Genomic DNA, 13,848 nt, shown 5'->3' with positions numbered 1-13,848 from the left:
GAATGACTATATTGCTTGTTACAAATCGAATAAATCTGCGTGGCTCCCCGTATCAATTAGGGTTAATGTAAGTTGATCATTCTCAATTAAATAGATCAACAACCAATTTGGCTTTATATGACACTCGCGAAATCCGATAAGTTTTCCTTTTAATGAATGGTCTTGATATCTATCTGCAAGTTGTCCCCCTTGTCTCAAGATATCAACTACTTGATCTAAAAGTGAAACATCATAGCCCCTTTTTAGCATACGTTTATAGCTCTTTTTATAAGCTGACGTAAATTTAACGGAATACATTAGTCACCTTCAAGCAATGCTGCTTTTAATTCTGCCATAGAATTGTATCCAGGAACATTTGGGTCTCGTGAAATTTTTTTCGCTTCTTCCATTGCTGAAAGAGTAGAGGCACTATACTTTGGACGTTCAACTTCAAAAGGCAATCCATCATGCATAATGCATTGACGCAAAAAAATATTAACTGCACTGGACATATCTAGACCAAGATCGTCGAATAATTCATTTGCTTCTTTTTTTACTTCTTTGTCTATTCTGATTTGAGTTGCTACTGTTGTCGTCATAGAAATACCTCCCTTATGTTTTTGATTGTACGCTGCCCGGTTTACATTGTCAATCAAAAGGCAAACAAATAGAGGGCTGAAAGAGGATCATTATATTCTATTTGCATCTTAGGGTGGAATTTTTGCATCTTACCGGAAAAGCTGGGACAAGACCGACAAAAAACGATACGATAATATTGCGAAAGAGCCAAAGAGAAAGAAGGTGGCCAGCATGAAGGTTAAAGTTGAGCTGAATAAAGACCAGGACTTGCCCCAGGTAGTGATCTATACTGATAAAATGACTGAAGAGGTTGAGCGGGCAGTTGCTTTCCTGGAAAGCAGCGCCAGCTCTGGCCCGTTAATCGCCCAGCAGGAAGACCGACTGGTCATCATCAAGCCTAGTGACGTCATCCTTGTCCGGGTCGAAGGCGGCGATACGGTCATCTACACCGGAAAAGGCAAGTATTTTTCCAGAAAGCGTCTGTATGAGGTCTACCAGCAGCTGGGCCAGGACTTCATGCAGATTTCCAAACAAGCCGTCGTCAACTTGACCTGCCTGAAAAGCGTTGAAGCATCTTTTAACGGAACCATGTTCCTGCGTTTAGAGCATGGCCTGTCTGATTACATTTCCCGCAAATACCTGCCCGCTTTTAAGCAGTATTTGGGGCTTTAGGAGGGGATAAAAATGTCTGCCATGAAAAATATCCTGGTCAATTCCCTAATAGGAATTGGCATCGCCGCCGTCTTGTCCTGCCTGGACAGCTTGTTGCTTTTAGCAAAAGGAGCCGGCAGCTTGACCATGACTGTTGCTGAATACACTCAGATGCTGGCCGGCATCGTCTTTGTCGGTCTTGGTTTTGGCCTGCCCAACATCGTTTATCAAAATGACAAGCTGGCACCAGCCTACCAGGTCTTAATCCACATGGGAACCGGCTGTCTGGTCATGACCCTGGTCAGCTTTTGGGCTGGCTGGATCCCGGTTAAAGCCGGCTTTTGGCCGGCCTTCATGACTATTGCCGGTGAAATCGCCGTTGCCTTTATCATCTGGCTGATTTTTTACCAGCAGGAAAAGAAGCTGGCCCGGAAGATGAACGACCGGATCAAGCAGCTGAAAAAGTAGCTATCAGGCAAGATTGGAGGTATTTCCAGTCTTGTTTTTTGTATAAACAGGAAAGTTGAACTTGTAAAAAATAAGTAGTATCGTTTGTATATCTTTTAGGTTCAATCTATAGAAATGTGAGCTAATGCAATGAAAAAATACGACTACATCATCATTGGCAGCGGCCCGGCGGCCAACCACCTGCTCTTCAAATTAGCAAGAACTGACCGGACCGCCCTGGTCATTGAAAACAACTTGTGGGGCGGAACCTGCCCGAATACCGGCTGCCAGCCGAAGATTTTTCTTGAAGGCGCCGTCCGGCCGGTCTTGAACACTTATTATCTGACTGGTAAGGGAGTAAAAGCAGCAGCCCAGCTGGACTGGAAGGCTTTGATCAAGCGCAAGAAAGAGATTTGGGCAGAATTTCGCGCAGAAGAGCGGCCAAGTATCGAAAGCGACCAGGTGGATACTGTCTTTGGCAGCGGAGTGATCATTGGTCCGCATATGGTTCAAGCAGATGGCGAGGAATATGAGGGCAAAAATATTGTCATCGCGACGGGTCTTCTGCCGCACCACTTGGAAGTGCCGGGCAGTGAGTATGCCATTAGCAATGATGAGTTTTTTGACTTGGATGAATTGCCGAAAAAGGCGGTCGTCATTGGGGGCGGCTATGTTGCCCTGGAACTGGCCACAATCTTGCAGGCAGCTGGTAGTGAAGTCACGGTCTTGCAGCACTCTGAGAAGTTGCTGAGGCCTTTTGACCAGGAATATGTCGAGAAATTGACGGAAATAATGGAAGAGCGCGGCATTGTGATTCATCTGAACACGCCAGTTAAGGCAATCGCCAAAAATTCTGCTGCTTATGAAGTAACTGCGGAAAATGGGCAAAAGTTTGAAACTGATCTGGTAATCGACGCCTCTGGCCGGCGGCCTAATGTAAACGGCCTGGGCTTGAAAAAATTAGGGATCAAGTTTGATCCGGTCAAGGGCGTGGCGGTTAATGAGCACTTGCAGACCAATGTCCCGAGTATTTTTGCCGCCGGGGATGTCGCTGACAATGGGCAGATGAATCTGACGCCGGTTGCCTGGGTTGACTCCTACCACATTTATGATTTTGTCGAAAATGGCCTTACTGAAGGGATTAAGTACCCGGCTGTAGCTACTAGCACTTTTACCTACCCGCAAGTCGCCCAGGTGGGCAAGCGGGAAAGTGAAATGGCAGAAGGCGATACGGTTAGAAGAATGAAGCTGGGGTCGACTTTTGCCGCTTTAGGCGAAGGCGATGAAGAGGCGGAATTAAAGGTCATCTTCAACAAGGATGGCGAAGTGGTCGGCGCTTCAGAAATCAGCATCAATGCCGGCGATGACATCAATCTCTTCGCCCCGCTGATTGGCAAGAAGGACCCGGCAGAATTTGCCATGAATAATCTGGGCTTCGCATTCCCGACTCTGGCCAACAAACTGGACGTTCTCTTCCGCTAGAAGCTGACAATAGGTTGAAATTTGAAAAATATTGAATTCGAGCAAAGGTTTATCCTTTGCTTTTTTCTTTGCCCGCGGATTGAAAATTGGCTGCTTTTACAGATTGAATTGCCTGTAAAAAGCCCGTCAGACCGGGCTTTTTTCGCTGGTAACATGCGACTTTTTCCTTCAAGAAAAATCTGCTTTAATCAAAACTGAGCTTCGAACATTTGGTCGAGCAGCAAAAAAATTAAGCAATTAAGTCAAGTGGTGAATGTGAAGACGGAAAGGAAAAGTGTGATGACATATTCAATTCAGCAAATCCGGGAGGGCTTAGAGAAAGCCGGCTATGTAGCTAATGACGAAATCACGACTGCCCTGTGGGCCAGCGTGAGCCGGGGCCGGCCCTTGCTTTTAGAAGGAGCTGCCGGGACGGGCAAGACCAGTCTGGCTAAGGCGCTCGCTGACAGCTTAGACCTGCCATACCAGCGGCTGCAGATGTATGAGGGATTGAGTGATGACAAGATTCTTTATGACTATGACTACCAAAAGCAGCTGCTGGTTATTGAGATGCTTAAGCCGCGTCTGATGGAAGAATGCAAAGGGATGAGTCTCAAGGAAGCTGAGCAGTACGCTCTTAGCAAGCTTGATTTCTATGGGGATGACTTTCTTTTAGAGCGGCCAGTCTTAAAGGCGATTAGGTCGAAAAAGCAGACCGTCCTTTGCATTGATGAGCTTGACAAGGCAGATGAAGCTACTGAATACATGCTCTATGAGTTTTTAGAGAATTATTCTTTGTCCATCCCGCAATATGGCACGGTTACCTGCAGGCCCGACCAGCGGCCCATCGTCATCATTACCTCAAATGGCTATCGTGAGCTCTCTGGTCCCTTGCGCCGGCGGTGCAATTATCTTTACTTAAAGCGGAAGAAAACGGCTGAAATGGCCAAAATTTTGGGTCTGAAGGCAAATGTTGACCACGACCTGGCTTTAGGCATTGCCCTGGTAGTTTCTAAAATGACCAATCTGCACTATCAACCGTCGCTGGCTGAAGCGATTGACTACGCGAACTTTCTCAGCCAGCAGGAAGAAATCAGCAAAGAAACCGCCCTTTCAGCCTTGAGTATCTTGCTGAAAGACAACCGGGATTATGACCGGGGGAGGAATTTGCTCTTGAAGCATGGCGGGGAGATCTGGAGCAAAGGCAGTGACGATGAAGACGAAAGAGAAGACGATTGAGCTGAAAAACAGCTTTTTGCCAGACCTCTTGGCCTTTGGCAACTATCTGGTTAAGCGGGGCTATCAGCTGATGCCGAATTACGCGGAAGAGACTTTGGCATTACTGGCAGGCAGCTACTTTGACCAGCCCGATGTCAGCCTGTGGAATTACCAATTGCTGCTGAAACCTTTAATGGTTAAAAGCCCGGCTGAAGCTCAGCACTTTCAAGAAGACTTACGGAATTATCTGCAACTGAAAAACAGCTTGCGGGATAAAGAAGAGGACTTAGCCAGAAATCATGAGGAAATTGCTGGCATCATGAGGAAATTTGACCTAGAAGAGGCCAGTCTGGAAGAAGAAAGCAAGCAATTAGCCCAAGAGCAGGATAGCTTACCGGGCAGCTTTAAGATTCCCAAGACCTGGCTTAAGCACTTAGAAGAGCTGCAGACCGAAAATGCTGAAGCCTTCAAAAAACTGTTTGCGGATAGTCCTAACCAGGACATATTTACAAAGATGGCTAAGACTCTAGCAGACAATGACCAGCCTGGCAAAAGAGAGATTTTTGCCAAGCGGCAAGAGCTGCTGGCTGACTTAGAAAAAGCAGCCGGCAAACTTCCTGACCTGCCTAATCCTTTGACCGGGATGCAGCTCTTAGAAATACTGGGCAAGATCATGAAAAAGATCGATCTCCAGGACAAGCGGCTGAAAAGAGCAGGAAGCAAGCAGGAGAAAAAACAAGGCGACTTAGAGCAGAGCCGGGAAGATGCCAGACAAGAAGCTGACCACCTGCAGATGAGGATTGACGAACTGCAAAACAGGTTAGCATCCCCAGGAAAGCGGGAGTGGAGCAAAGAAGCAAACCGGGGAAGGATGAACTTCATTGAGAATACTGGCCTTTTAGCCAAGCCCTTTGCCAGCTTGTCTAAGCTTGAACGTGAGCAGATCAGTGACTATGTCAATTTGTACGCCTATAAGTTCAGGGCTCAAGTCGCCAAAAGGTTGATTAGTCCAAGGAAAGGCAGGATTGATCTTGCGGCTAGCATTAAACTGGCCTGCAAAAGTGGTGGTGTCCCACTTAAGCTGCAATACCAGCACCCTAAAAAGCGCCCCTGCAAGCTGGTCATCTTCTTGGACGTGTCGGGCTCCTGCATCAAGGCGGCTGAACCGCTCTTCTTATTCGCCTGCTGCTTAAGGGAGCTTTTCCCGGCAGGCTGCGAGATCTATGCTTTTGTTGACCACTTGGTTGATCTCTCAAGTGACTTAAAGGCGGGGATGTCCTATGGCGAACTTACAGAAGTATTGCGGAAGGTGCCAACCATTGGCGTCTACTCGGACTACGGCAAGCCGCTAAGAGAATACAAAGCCAAGCAGGGACAGCTAAACAAGCGGACGATTATGCTCTGGATGGGGGATGCCAGAAACAACCACTTGCCCAGCGAGGAAAAGATCTTCAAGGACTTGTGCCAGCGGGTGAAGAAATGCTACTGGCTTAATCCTGAAGCTAAAAGCAAATGGGACACCGGGGACTCTGTCATTGGCAGATATACCCCATATGTCAGTGAACTGGCTGAGGTTACCAACCCGGCCTCTTTGATCAAATTTTTGTGCGAATTACAGAATTGAGGATGAAGATGAAAGAAGAAAGCAAAGTCTTAACAGAAAAAGAAACTGACCAGCTGGTCAGCGACTTCTTTGAGAATTACGAGAGCTACTTTGACCGGTCATATTACATGGATGTGTTGGCCCAGCCCCTGGCTAAGCAGTATCTCCGGCCGAGCAGCTTAAAGGTTTGCCTGGCTTACCAATTGCTGACTAAGGAGTGGCTGAAAGCCAAGCTTGAGGAAGAGGCTTTCGATGATAACAGTGACAAGCAGCGCATTTACCTGAAGCCTGGTGAGTTGGAGGAATATTTGCCTAAAGAAGATTGGGATCTGGCCAGTGACTACCTGTTTCCAGGAGACAAGCAGGCTTACCTGGAACTGACAGCTGATAAAAAGAAACTTCTCTTACCAAGCAACAAGCGTCAGCAGCTTCAGCACTTTAAGACCAGTTTAGCTAATTGCCAGTCCTGGCAAGAACTTGTGAACCATATCAAGGAAAATCATGCTGACCTGTCGGTTAATTGGCATTTCAAGAACCAGTCCAAGCTCGAAGTGACTTTGACGGGGAGAAAGGACCACGAGCATGCTTTTGCCTTAAAAGAGCCAGAGGCGATGGACGAGGAGTATGACAAGTTTTTAGCCAATTCGAAGAAGAAAGAGGCGAATTACAAGAAAAAGATCAAAGAAAAGGTTGCTGCTTCCAGCCTGCGGGGGGACCTGTTAGCCCGGGCAATTGCCCAGCTGACTTTGAGAAATGAGACGCGGATTACTCCTAACAACTGTCTGAAGATTCTGCGGGGATTGTCTTATCCAGATTATGACGCTATCAACCACAGCGACTATGACAGACGTTTTCGCTTTCTGCCAAACCAGGAGATTCTGCAGGTAATTGAGGCGATGCAAAAAGACGGACTGATCGCGGCTGAGGAACGCTTTTATTCTGACTATCATGTCTATTACCATGAATTGGTGCCAACTGATTTGACTGAGGAATTTCTGAATGCGGAAGCAGCTGAAGGGTCAGATCTTGCCTTGCTGAAGGAACTTAATGAGTCTGCGGATAAGACTGATCTTTCCGCTTTTAACGTTGTCAAATTAAGCCAGGAACTTCTGCAGCATCCCGCCCTGGTTTGCGTTGACCAGAGCTATCAAGCCTTTATCGACCAGCATGACCTGGCCAGAGAATACTTGAAAACCCGCCTGCAACTGACGACCAACAAGTTTACCAAGAAGTACCTTCGCCTGCTTTTAGAAGAAGGGGATGCAGAAAAAAGCATCCCTGGCCAAGCGGTGAATGCTTGATTGGGGATGCTTAGTAATTGGTATTTAATTCTATTTCCTTGGAGGGATGCTACTTGGTCAGCTGATCAACGAAAGCCAGGTATGCTGCCTGTTCACCAGTTTCTTCGGTCTTTACCGCCTTTAGCTTAACCTGGCCGCTGTGCAGCTGGTCTTCTGGAATTTCAACCGTATGGGTTTCTGTCGCGTTGCCGATCAGTTCGATCCAGTAGCTGTGATCCTTTTGGTGCAAGACGGTCTTGACCATACCGCCAGGATTGTAGACAGAAATCTCTTTTTCAAAGTGGCCCAGGTCCGGGTGAGTCAAGGCAAAGGCCAATGAGCTGGCTGACATCCCAGTCCCGCAGGCGTTAGTAAAGCCAACGCCCCGTTCGTAGGTTCTGACAAAAAGCTGGCTATCGCCGCGAATAACGGTGTAGTTGATGTTGACCCCATCTGAGAAGTATGGATTATCGCCATTCAAGTAAGCACCAAGCTCTCCTAATACTGGACTGTCCAGATCCTCTTCTTTGATAAAGGCGATGAGATGGGGATTAGGCACAGCCAGAGCGCTAAAGCGCCAGCCTGGAACCAGTTCCGGCACCAGCGTGTCCAACAGGCGGTCATGGCCCAGATTGTCAAAAGGCAGAGACTCTTTGTTAAAGCGGACAGGGGAGATTTCTACCCCAAAAGCCGGCACACCTTCTGCAAAGTCATCGGCTTGCCGGACGGCCAGGTCAGCGTACATGGTTTCCACTTTGAACTGGCTTTTCCCGGTCTTTTCGTGTAAGTAGCGGGCAACCGTTCTAAGACCATTGCCGCACATTGAAGCCTCACTGCCGTCAGCGTTGATCACTCGCATCTTGCCTAAGACGCCAGAGTGGCTTGATTCCTCAACCGACAGAATGCCGTCGGCGCCGCCAAGCAGGCCATTTTCTCTGTCTGTGAGTGTCTGGGTCAAGTGCCGCAGTTCACTATCAGTCAGCGGATTTTTCAGTTCAGTTTGGTCCAAAATGAAGAAGGAATTCTGTGAGCCATGGACTTTCAATAATTTAGTCATCTTATTCTCCTTGTGCTTCTTGCTTGAAAAAGTAGTCGTAAATCGCGGCTACCGCCCGATCGGCATCTTTAGCTGCCGTGCCCAGCATAATGGATATTTCGGAAGCCCCTTGGTTGACCATCCGGAGGGAAATGCCTTCTCTAGATACAGGTGCAGCGATGTCCCGCATAACCCCGATCCGGGCCCGCATCCCTTCGCCGACCAGCATGATAATCGCGTAGTCGCTGATCCATTCCAGGTGGTCGGGATTGACTTCGATTTGAATTTCATTGCAGACTTGATCGATCAGTTCATCGTTTAAAGTGTCTCTGTCAAAGATGATGGTCAAGTCGTCAATCCCAGTTGGCATGTGTTCGTAGGAAAGCTTGTGCTTGTTTAAGATCTCCAGGATGCGGAGGGTGAAGCCGACTTCCTTGTTGAGCAGGTACTTGTGCAGGTAGAGGGCACCGAAGTGCTTGCCGCTGGCGATCCCGGTAATGATAGTTTCCGGCTTGAAGCCTTTTTCCGGGACGATCATGGTCCCGCGCTTTTCCGGGTGCTGGGTGTTCTTGACGTTGATCGGAATCTGTCCTTGAATGGCCGGGATCAAGGCTTCATCGTGGAAGACGGAGAAACCAGCATAGGACAGCTCCCGCATCTCCCGGTAGGTCATCGTGTGAATCGGCTGCGGATTGTCAACGACCTTTGGGTTAGCGGAGAAAATAGCATCGACATCAGTAAAGTTTTCATATAAGTCGGCGTGGAAACCTCTGGCCAAAATCGCCCCAGTAATGTCTGAACCACCTCTTGAGAAGGTGGCGATGTGACCAGCCAGAGTATAGCCGTAAAAGCCTGGGAAAATTAGCTTTTCATCATCGTCATAGGCAAAGTTTTCTAGGAGCTGGTAGCTTTCCGGGTTAACAGAGGCATTGTTTGGGCTCCCCGTAACAATGATCCCGGCTTCTTTAGGATCAACGTAGCGGGCCTTTACTCCCTGGCTTTGCAGAATCTTGGCAATCAGCTTGGCGTTAAGCCGCTCTCCGTGGGCCTTAAAGGATGCCTGCAGATAGTTCTTGTTTGGATATGGCTGCTTGGGCAAATCCAGCAGAATTTCTTTCAAGGGCAAAATCTCTTCAAGTGGCAAGTTAAAGTACTCGCCGATTTCAACGTAGCGCTGGAAGATCCGGTCAGCAACTTCAAGCCCGTTTCTGCCATGGTTGATTTCATGGGCGTACTTGATCAACAGGTCAGTGACCTTAATGTCATCGTCAAAGCGTTTGCCTGGGGCAGACGTAACGACAACTTGTCTTTCAGCTTCAGCGGTAATAATCTTCAAAGCATTTTCTACAGCAGGGCCGCTAGCCAGGGAACTGCCACCAAACTTAACAACTTTCATGGGCTACTCTCTTTCGTGTTTGTCTTTAATCATAATTTAAGTTTAATCAGAATGGACTTTACCATTTTTCTCTGGAAATTGCAAAGCAAGATTCTAAAAAATCACGATAATCATCTTCTAAACACTGTGACACCAGTGCTTGAGGAAGCTTTAAATAAAAATATGCAAATAAAAAAGCGGAAAAGCTGTTGACAAGATGAGGCCAATATTATAAACTGATTACAAATTGAAGAGGCGCAACCGACAAGAGTAAGGCAAGGGAGCCAGCCAGGCGGAGAACTTGCAAGAAAGGGGAGGTTGCCGAAGCGTCCGCTTTGGCAAGGCGGATTGGCTGGGCTATGGCTTAAGAGGCCATGGACTGTCGCAGGGAAGGTACCTGCGTTGCGCTTGCAATTTGACGAGAGAATTTGATTTTGAATTTTTCGGGCTCCAGATTGTTAAGGCAATCTGGAGCTTTTTCTTTGCCTCTTCGAAGTAACAGAAACAGATGCAGATTAGAAAGAGAAAGATACTATGGCAGAATTAGACGCGCAAAGCATTATCAACTACATTGGTTCAGCACCAAAGAAGACCCCGGTTAAGGTTTACTTGCGGGGAGCTGGCCTTGATCAAGTCACTTTCCCGGAAGGTACGGATCCTTTTGTCAGTGGTCAAGCCGGCGTAGTCTTCGGCGACTGGCAAGTTCTTAAGCCGTTTTTAGCAGAACACGAAGCTGACTTTGAATCTGTCCGCGTGGAAAACACGGCCCGCAATTCTGCCGTTCCTTTGCTGGACCTTAAGGAAATCAATGCCCGGATCGAACCAGGCGCTATTATCCGTGACCAGGTCTTGATCGGTGATAACGCGGTTATCATGATGGGGGCGGTAATCAACATCGGCGCGGAAATCGGTGCTGGATCAATGATCGACATGGGGGCGATCTTAGGTGGCCGGGCGATCGTTGGCAAGAACTGCCACATCGGTGCCGGTACGGTCTTAGCCGGGGTGGTTGAACCAGCTTCTGCCTTACCGGTCCGCGTTGACGATGACGTTCTGATCGGGGCCAACGCGGTTGTCCTGGAAGGCGTCCACGTCGGTGAAGGTGCAGTTGTTGCAGCGGGTGCGGTTGTGACCAAGGATGTGGCTCCGCACACGGTGGTTGCCGGCGTTCCAGCCAAGGTAATCAAGGAAGTCGACGCCAAGACAGAAAGCAAGACCGGCCTGGAAGAAGACCTGCGTAAGCTGTAAAGAGTCAAGTTAAAGTAAACAAAACAGACATAAGTTAGTCCACATTAAGGAAGTTTTTCAATGGCAGTATTGACCGAAGCCGAGTTGCTTCAAATCCGGCGCCAACTCCACCAGATCCCGGAATTGGCTTTAGAAGAATATCAAACCCATGCTTATCTCTTGGATGTGATCAAGCAGATGAAGCAAGACTACCTGGAAATCAAGGAGCCAGCAGAATTGCCAACCGCGCTCCTGGTTCTGGTCAAGGGGTCAAAGGCTAAACGGACCATCGGCTACCGGGCAGATATTGATGCTTTGCCAGTAACTGAAGCTACAGGCCTGCCATATGCTTCCAAGCACCAAGGCGTGATGCATGCCTGCGGGCACGACATCCACATGACGGTTGCTTTGGGTGTTCTCAGCTACTTTAGCGAGCATCAGCCAACTGACAATCTCCTTTTCTTCTTCCAGCCGGCTGAAGAAAGCGAGAGCGGCGGCATGAAGGCCTACCAGCTGGGACTTTTCACCGGTAAGTGGCATGTTGATGAATTTTACGGCCTGCATGATAACCCAAGTCTGCCGGCTGGGGCGATTGGCTGCCGGAACGGCACCTTGTTTGCCGGAACGACTGAAGTCAACATTGATATTCAAGGCAAGGGCGGACACGCTGCCTTCCCGCAATTGTCAAATGACGCGGTTGTCGCGGCAGCGGCCTTGATTATGCAGGTCCAGACCATCATTTCCAGAAATATTGATCCGGTTCAAAGCGGAGTTATTACCTTGGGCAAGGTGACTGCCGGCAAGATCAGAAACGTAATCGCTGATTCAGCCAGAATTGAAGGCACGATCCGGGGACTTACCCAAAGCATGATCGAATTGATCGACAAAAGGCTGGCCGAAGTCTGCCAGGGAATTGAGCTGAGCTTCGGCGTCAAAGTCAAACTGGAACTCAATCAAGGCGGCTACTGGCCAGTTGAAAATAACCCGGAATTAACTGAAAACTTCATTAATTATATGAAGCAGGCTGACGGGGTTGAATATGTCGAAACAGCCCCGGCAATGACCGGGGAAGACTTTGGCTACCTCCTGGCTCAGATCCCGGGAACCATGTTCTGGCTGGGCATTGAGGACGATTCACCGTTGCACTCAGCAACATTAAAACCCCAGGAAAGTTCAATCAGCCGCGGCATCGCGGCCATTACCGGCTTTTTGAAATACCGGATGACGGAAGATTAAGGAAACAATAGAGGCAAAGACAATGAACCAAAACTTACAAAACGCGGATTTACTGACAGCAATCATTACGCCTTTTACGGAAGACGGACAGATCGACTTTGCCAGCTTGACTGAATTAACCAACAACTTGATTGACCAGGGCTGCAACGGCTTTGTGATTGGCGGGACAACTGGTGAGACGCCAACTTTGACCCATGACGAAAAGATTGCCTTGTACACCCGCTTTGGCCAGATTGTAAATGGTCGTGTACCGGTTATTGCCGGCACGGGCAGCAACAACACAGCGGAAACCATTGCTTTTACTGAAGAAGTTGCCCAGATTCCGGGCATCGACTATGCTCTGGTTGTCGTTCCGCCATACAACAAGCCAAACCAGCGGTCAATGATCGCTCACTTTACGGCAGTTGCTGACCAGGTTCACATTCCAGTAGTCATCTACAACATTCCGGGCCGGACTGGGGTTAAAATGGAAGTGTCAACTATTTTACAGCTGGCCCATCATCCCAACATTGCCGGTATCAAGCAGTGCGCTAGCCTGGAAGAAATTGAAGAGATCGTATCCGGCCGGCCAGTAGACTTTGCCGTCTTTACCGGTGAAGATGCCCAGGCGCTGACGGCCAGAGTTTTGGGCGCTGACGGGGTCATCTCAGTTGCCAGTCACCTGTACACCCCAAGAATGCGGGAAATGTACGATGAGCTTTACGCGGGCAACTTTGCCTTGGCCGGCAGCCTGCAGCGCTGGCTGACCCCGCGGATGAACGCTCTGTTCATGTTCCCGTCACCATCACCGGTTAAGGCGGCTTTAGCTGCCATGGGCTACCAAGTAGGGGGCTTACGGTTGCCGCTTGTAGCTTTGAACGGTGAAGAAAAGGAAGAACTCGCCACTGCTTTGAAGCTGCCAAAGGATGCATTAGCTGGTCAGCTGACGCGTGATATGTTAGAAGGAGAGTAAGATGCCAAGAATTTTATTGGCCGGTTTTGCCGGCTCAATGGGCCAGCAAGTCGTCAAATTAGTAGCAAGCCTGCCAAACTTTGAAATAACTGCTGGCCTGGCCCACCGTTTAAAGAGCAGCGATCCAGCAGATTACGGCCTGCCGGCAAGCGCTAAGCTGTACACTAGCCTGGATGAAATTCCAGCAGACGCGGCAGATATCTGGGTTGACTTTACTGTTCCAGCCTCTGTCTACCAAAACGTCCGCTACGCTTTGGAAAACGGCTACCGGCCAATCGTAGGGACGACTGGCTTGACTGACCAGCAGGAAGCTGAGCTGAAGCAATTAGCCAAGGAGAAGGAAATTGGCGGCTTGATCGCTCCTAACTTTGGCATGTCAGCTGTTTTATTGATGAAGTTCGCCCAAGAAGCAGCTAAGTACTTCCCAGACGTGGAAATCATCGAAATGCACCACGAAGACAAGAAGGATGCTCCATCAGGCACGGCCTTGGCCACAGCCAAGCTGATCGCTGAAGTCCGCGAGCCCCACCAAACAGCAGCAGACACGACAGAAAGCCTGCCAGGGGCAAGAGGCGGCGATTACCAAGGCATCAAGCTGCACGCGGTTCGCTTGCCAGGCTACGTCGCTCATGAACAGGTGCTTTTTGGCGGCAAGGGGGAAGCCTTGACCATCCGGCAGGACTCCTTTGACCGGTCATCCTTCATGAGCGGGGTCAAGGTTGCCTTGGAAAAGGCAGCTGGCTTAGACCAGCTCTATGTCGGCCTGGAAAACATTTTGTAGAAAGTATTCTTTGTTTTTTATAG

General features: G+C 48.8%; 14 protein-coding genes and 1 riboswitch. Of the genes, 10 read left to right on the top strand and 4 right to left on the bottom strand.

Going from position 1 to position 13,848, the window contains the following annotated elements; translation table 11 throughout:
• Positions 1-18: 18 nt before the first annotated feature.
• Complete coding sequence (locus ACLUXO_RS06160) at positions 19-297, bottom strand: type II toxin-antitoxin system YafQ family toxin (protein WP_412136772.1); 279 nt, start codon at positions 295-297, stop codon at positions 19-21.
• On the bottom strand, positions 297-578 hold the full coding sequence (locus tag ACLUXO_RS06155) for a type II toxin-antitoxin system RelB/DinJ family antitoxin (protein WP_412136771.1): 282 nt from the start codon (positions 576-578) through the stop codon (positions 297-299). The genes ACLUXO_RS06160 and ACLUXO_RS06155 overlap by 1 nt, the downstream gene beginning before the upstream one ends.
• Before the next feature lie 211 nt (positions 579-789).
• Here ACLUXO_RS06155 and ACLUXO_RS06150 point away from each other — a divergent pair, with 211 nt between their 5' ends.
• The 6 genes from ACLUXO_RS06150 (at position 790) to ACLUXO_RS06125 (ending at position 7,239) form a co-directional block, all read left to right on the top strand.
• Positions 790-1,230, top strand: a complete 441-nt coding sequence (locus ACLUXO_RS06150) for a LytTR family DNA-binding domain-containing protein (RefSeq protein ID WP_412136770.1) — start codon at positions 790-792, stop codon at positions 1,228-1,230.
• 12 nt (positions 1,231-1,242) lie between these two features.
• Complete coding sequence (locus ACLUXO_RS06145; RefSeq protein WP_279190564.1) at positions 1,243-1,677, top strand: DUF3021 domain-containing protein; 435 nt, start codon at positions 1,243-1,245, stop codon at positions 1,675-1,677.
• A 129-nt stretch (positions 1,678-1,806) separates the two neighbouring features.
• Positions 1,807-3,138 carry a dihydrolipoyl dehydrogenase family protein gene (locus tag ACLUXO_RS06140; protein ID WP_412136769.1) on the top strand — a complete coding sequence of 444 codons (1,332 nt, stop codon included), beginning with the start codon at positions 1,807-1,809 and terminating at the stop codon, positions 3,136-3,138.
• Between the two features lie 279 nt (positions 3,139-3,417).
• Complete coding sequence (locus ACLUXO_RS06135) at positions 3,418-4,356, top strand: AAA family ATPase (protein WP_412136768.1); 939 nt, start codon at positions 3,418-3,420, stop codon at positions 4,354-4,356.
• Positions 4,331-5,959, top strand: a complete 1,629-nt coding sequence (locus ACLUXO_RS06130; protein WP_412136774.1) for a VWA domain-containing protein — start codon at positions 4,331-4,333, stop codon at positions 5,957-5,959. The genes ACLUXO_RS06135 and ACLUXO_RS06130 overlap by 26 nt, the downstream gene beginning before the upstream one ends.
• A gap of 8 nt (positions 5,960-5,967) precedes the next feature.
• A complete protein-coding gene (locus ACLUXO_RS06125) occupies positions 5,968-7,239 on the top strand; it encodes a hypothetical protein (RefSeq protein ID WP_412136767.1) in 1,272 nt (423 codons plus the stop codon).
• A gap of 49 nt (positions 7,240-7,288) precedes the next feature.
• On the opposite strand, the gene dapF is transcribed toward ACLUXO_RS06125, so the two are convergent.
• A complete protein-coding gene (gene dapF / locus ACLUXO_RS06120; RefSeq protein WP_412136766.1) occupies positions 7,289-8,275 on the bottom strand; it encodes a diaminopimelate epimerase in 987 nt (328 codons plus the stop codon).
• 1 nt (position 8,276) lies between these two features.
• Positions 8,277-9,650 carry an aspartate kinase gene (locus ACLUXO_RS06115; RefSeq protein WP_412136765.1) on the bottom strand — a complete coding sequence of 458 codons (1,374 nt, stop codon included), beginning with the start codon at positions 9,648-9,650 and terminating at the stop codon, positions 8,277-8,279.
• Between the two features lie 221 nt (positions 9,651-9,871).
• Positions 9,872-10,048, top strand: a riboswitch (Lysine riboswitch).
• A 115-nt stretch (positions 10,049-10,163) separates the two neighbouring features.
• Here ACLUXO_RS06115 and dapD point away from each other — a divergent pair.
• The 4 genes from dapD to dapB are packed head-to-tail and all read left to right on the top strand — an operon-like array spanning position 10,164 to position 13,825.
• The gene (gene dapD, locus ACLUXO_RS06110; protein ID WP_279190555.1) at positions 10,164-10,877 is read left to right on the top strand and encodes a 2,3,4,5-tetrahydropyridine-2,6-dicarboxylate N-acetyltransferase; all 714 of its coding nucleotides are present in this window, start codon (positions 10,164-10,166) and stop codon (positions 10,875-10,877) included.
• Positions 10,878-10,937: 60 nt separating this feature from the next.
• Positions 10,938-12,092 carry an N-acetyldiaminopimelate deacetylase gene (locus tag ACLUXO_RS06105; RefSeq protein ID WP_279190554.1) on the top strand — a complete coding sequence of 385 codons (1,155 nt, stop codon included), beginning with the start codon at positions 10,938-10,940 and terminating at the stop codon, positions 12,090-12,092.
• Positions 12,093-12,114: 22 nt separating this feature from the next.
• On the top strand, positions 12,115-13,044 hold the full coding sequence (gene dapA, locus ACLUXO_RS06100; RefSeq protein WP_412136764.1) for a 4-hydroxy-tetrahydrodipicolinate synthase: 930 nt from the start codon (positions 12,115-12,117) through the stop codon (positions 13,042-13,044).
• 1 nt (position 13,045) lies between these two features.
• Positions 13,046-13,825 carry a 4-hydroxy-tetrahydrodipicolinate reductase gene (gene dapB / locus ACLUXO_RS06095; protein ID WP_412136763.1) on the top strand — a complete coding sequence of 260 codons (780 nt, stop codon included), beginning with the start codon at positions 13,046-13,048 and terminating at the stop codon, positions 13,823-13,825.
• The last annotated feature ends 23 nt before the right edge of the window (positions 13,826-13,848 follow it).

This window comes from Lactobacillus delbrueckii subsp. bulgaricus (genome assembly GCF_046938665.1).
GTDB lineage: Bacteria > Bacillota > Bacilli > Lactobacillales > Lactobacillaceae > Lactobacillus > Lactobacillus delbrueckii_C.
This window is presented reverse-complemented; position numbering and strand designations above follow the sequence as displayed.

Bases quoted from the DNA above. Each gene is read 5' to 3' on its own strand.
- ACLUXO_RS06115 (WP_412136765.1), bottom strand. From the start codon at position 9,650: ATGAAAGTTGTTAAGTTTGGTGGCAGTTCCCTGGCTAGCGGCCCTGCT.
- ACLUXO_RS06140 (WP_412136769.1), top strand. From the start codon at position 1,807: ATGAAAAAATACGACTACATCATCATTGGCAGCGGCCCGGCGGCCAAC.
- ACLUXO_RS06130 (WP_412136774.1), top strand. From the start codon at position 4,331: ATGAAGACGAAAGAGAAGACGATTGAGCTGAAAAACAGCTTTTTGCCA.
- dapA (WP_412136764.1), top strand. From the start codon at position 12,115: ATGAACCAAAACTTACAAAACGCGGATTTACTGACAGCAATCATTACG.
- dapB (WP_412136763.1), top strand. From the start codon at position 13,046: ATGCCAAGAATTTTATTGGCCGGTTTTGCCGGCTCAATGGGCCAGCAA.
- dapD (WP_279190555.1), top strand. From the start codon at position 10,164: ATGGCAGAATTAGACGCGCAAAGCATTATCAACTACATTGGTTCAGCA.
- ACLUXO_RS06150 (WP_412136770.1), top strand. From the start codon at position 790: ATGAAGGTTAAAGTTGAGCTGAATAAAGACCAGGACTTGCCCCAGGTA.
- ACLUXO_RS06155 (WP_412136771.1), bottom strand. From the start codon at position 578: ATGACGACAACAGTAGCAACTCAAATCAGAATAGACAAAGAAGTAAAA.
- ACLUXO_RS06145 (WP_279190564.1), top strand. From the start codon at position 1,243: ATGTCTGCCATGAAAAATATCCTGGTCAATTCCCTAATAGGAATTGGC.
- dapF (WP_412136766.1), bottom strand. From the start codon at position 8,275: ATGACTAAATTATTGAAAGTCCATGGCTCACAGAATTCCTTCTTCATT.
- ACLUXO_RS06135 (WP_412136768.1), top strand. From the start codon at position 3,418: ATGACATATTCAATTCAGCAAATCCGGGAGGGCTTAGAGAAAGCCGGC.
- ACLUXO_RS06105 (WP_279190554.1), top strand. From the start codon at position 10,938: ATGGCAGTATTGACCGAAGCCGAGTTGCTTCAAATCCGGCGCCAACTC.
- ACLUXO_RS06125 (WP_412136767.1), top strand. From the start codon at position 5,968: ATGAAAGAAGAAAGCAAAGTCTTAACAGAAAAAGAAACTGACCAGCTG.
- ACLUXO_RS06160 (WP_412136772.1), bottom strand. From the start codon at position 297: ATGTATTCCGTTAAATTTACGTCAGCTTATAAAAAGAGCTATAAACGT.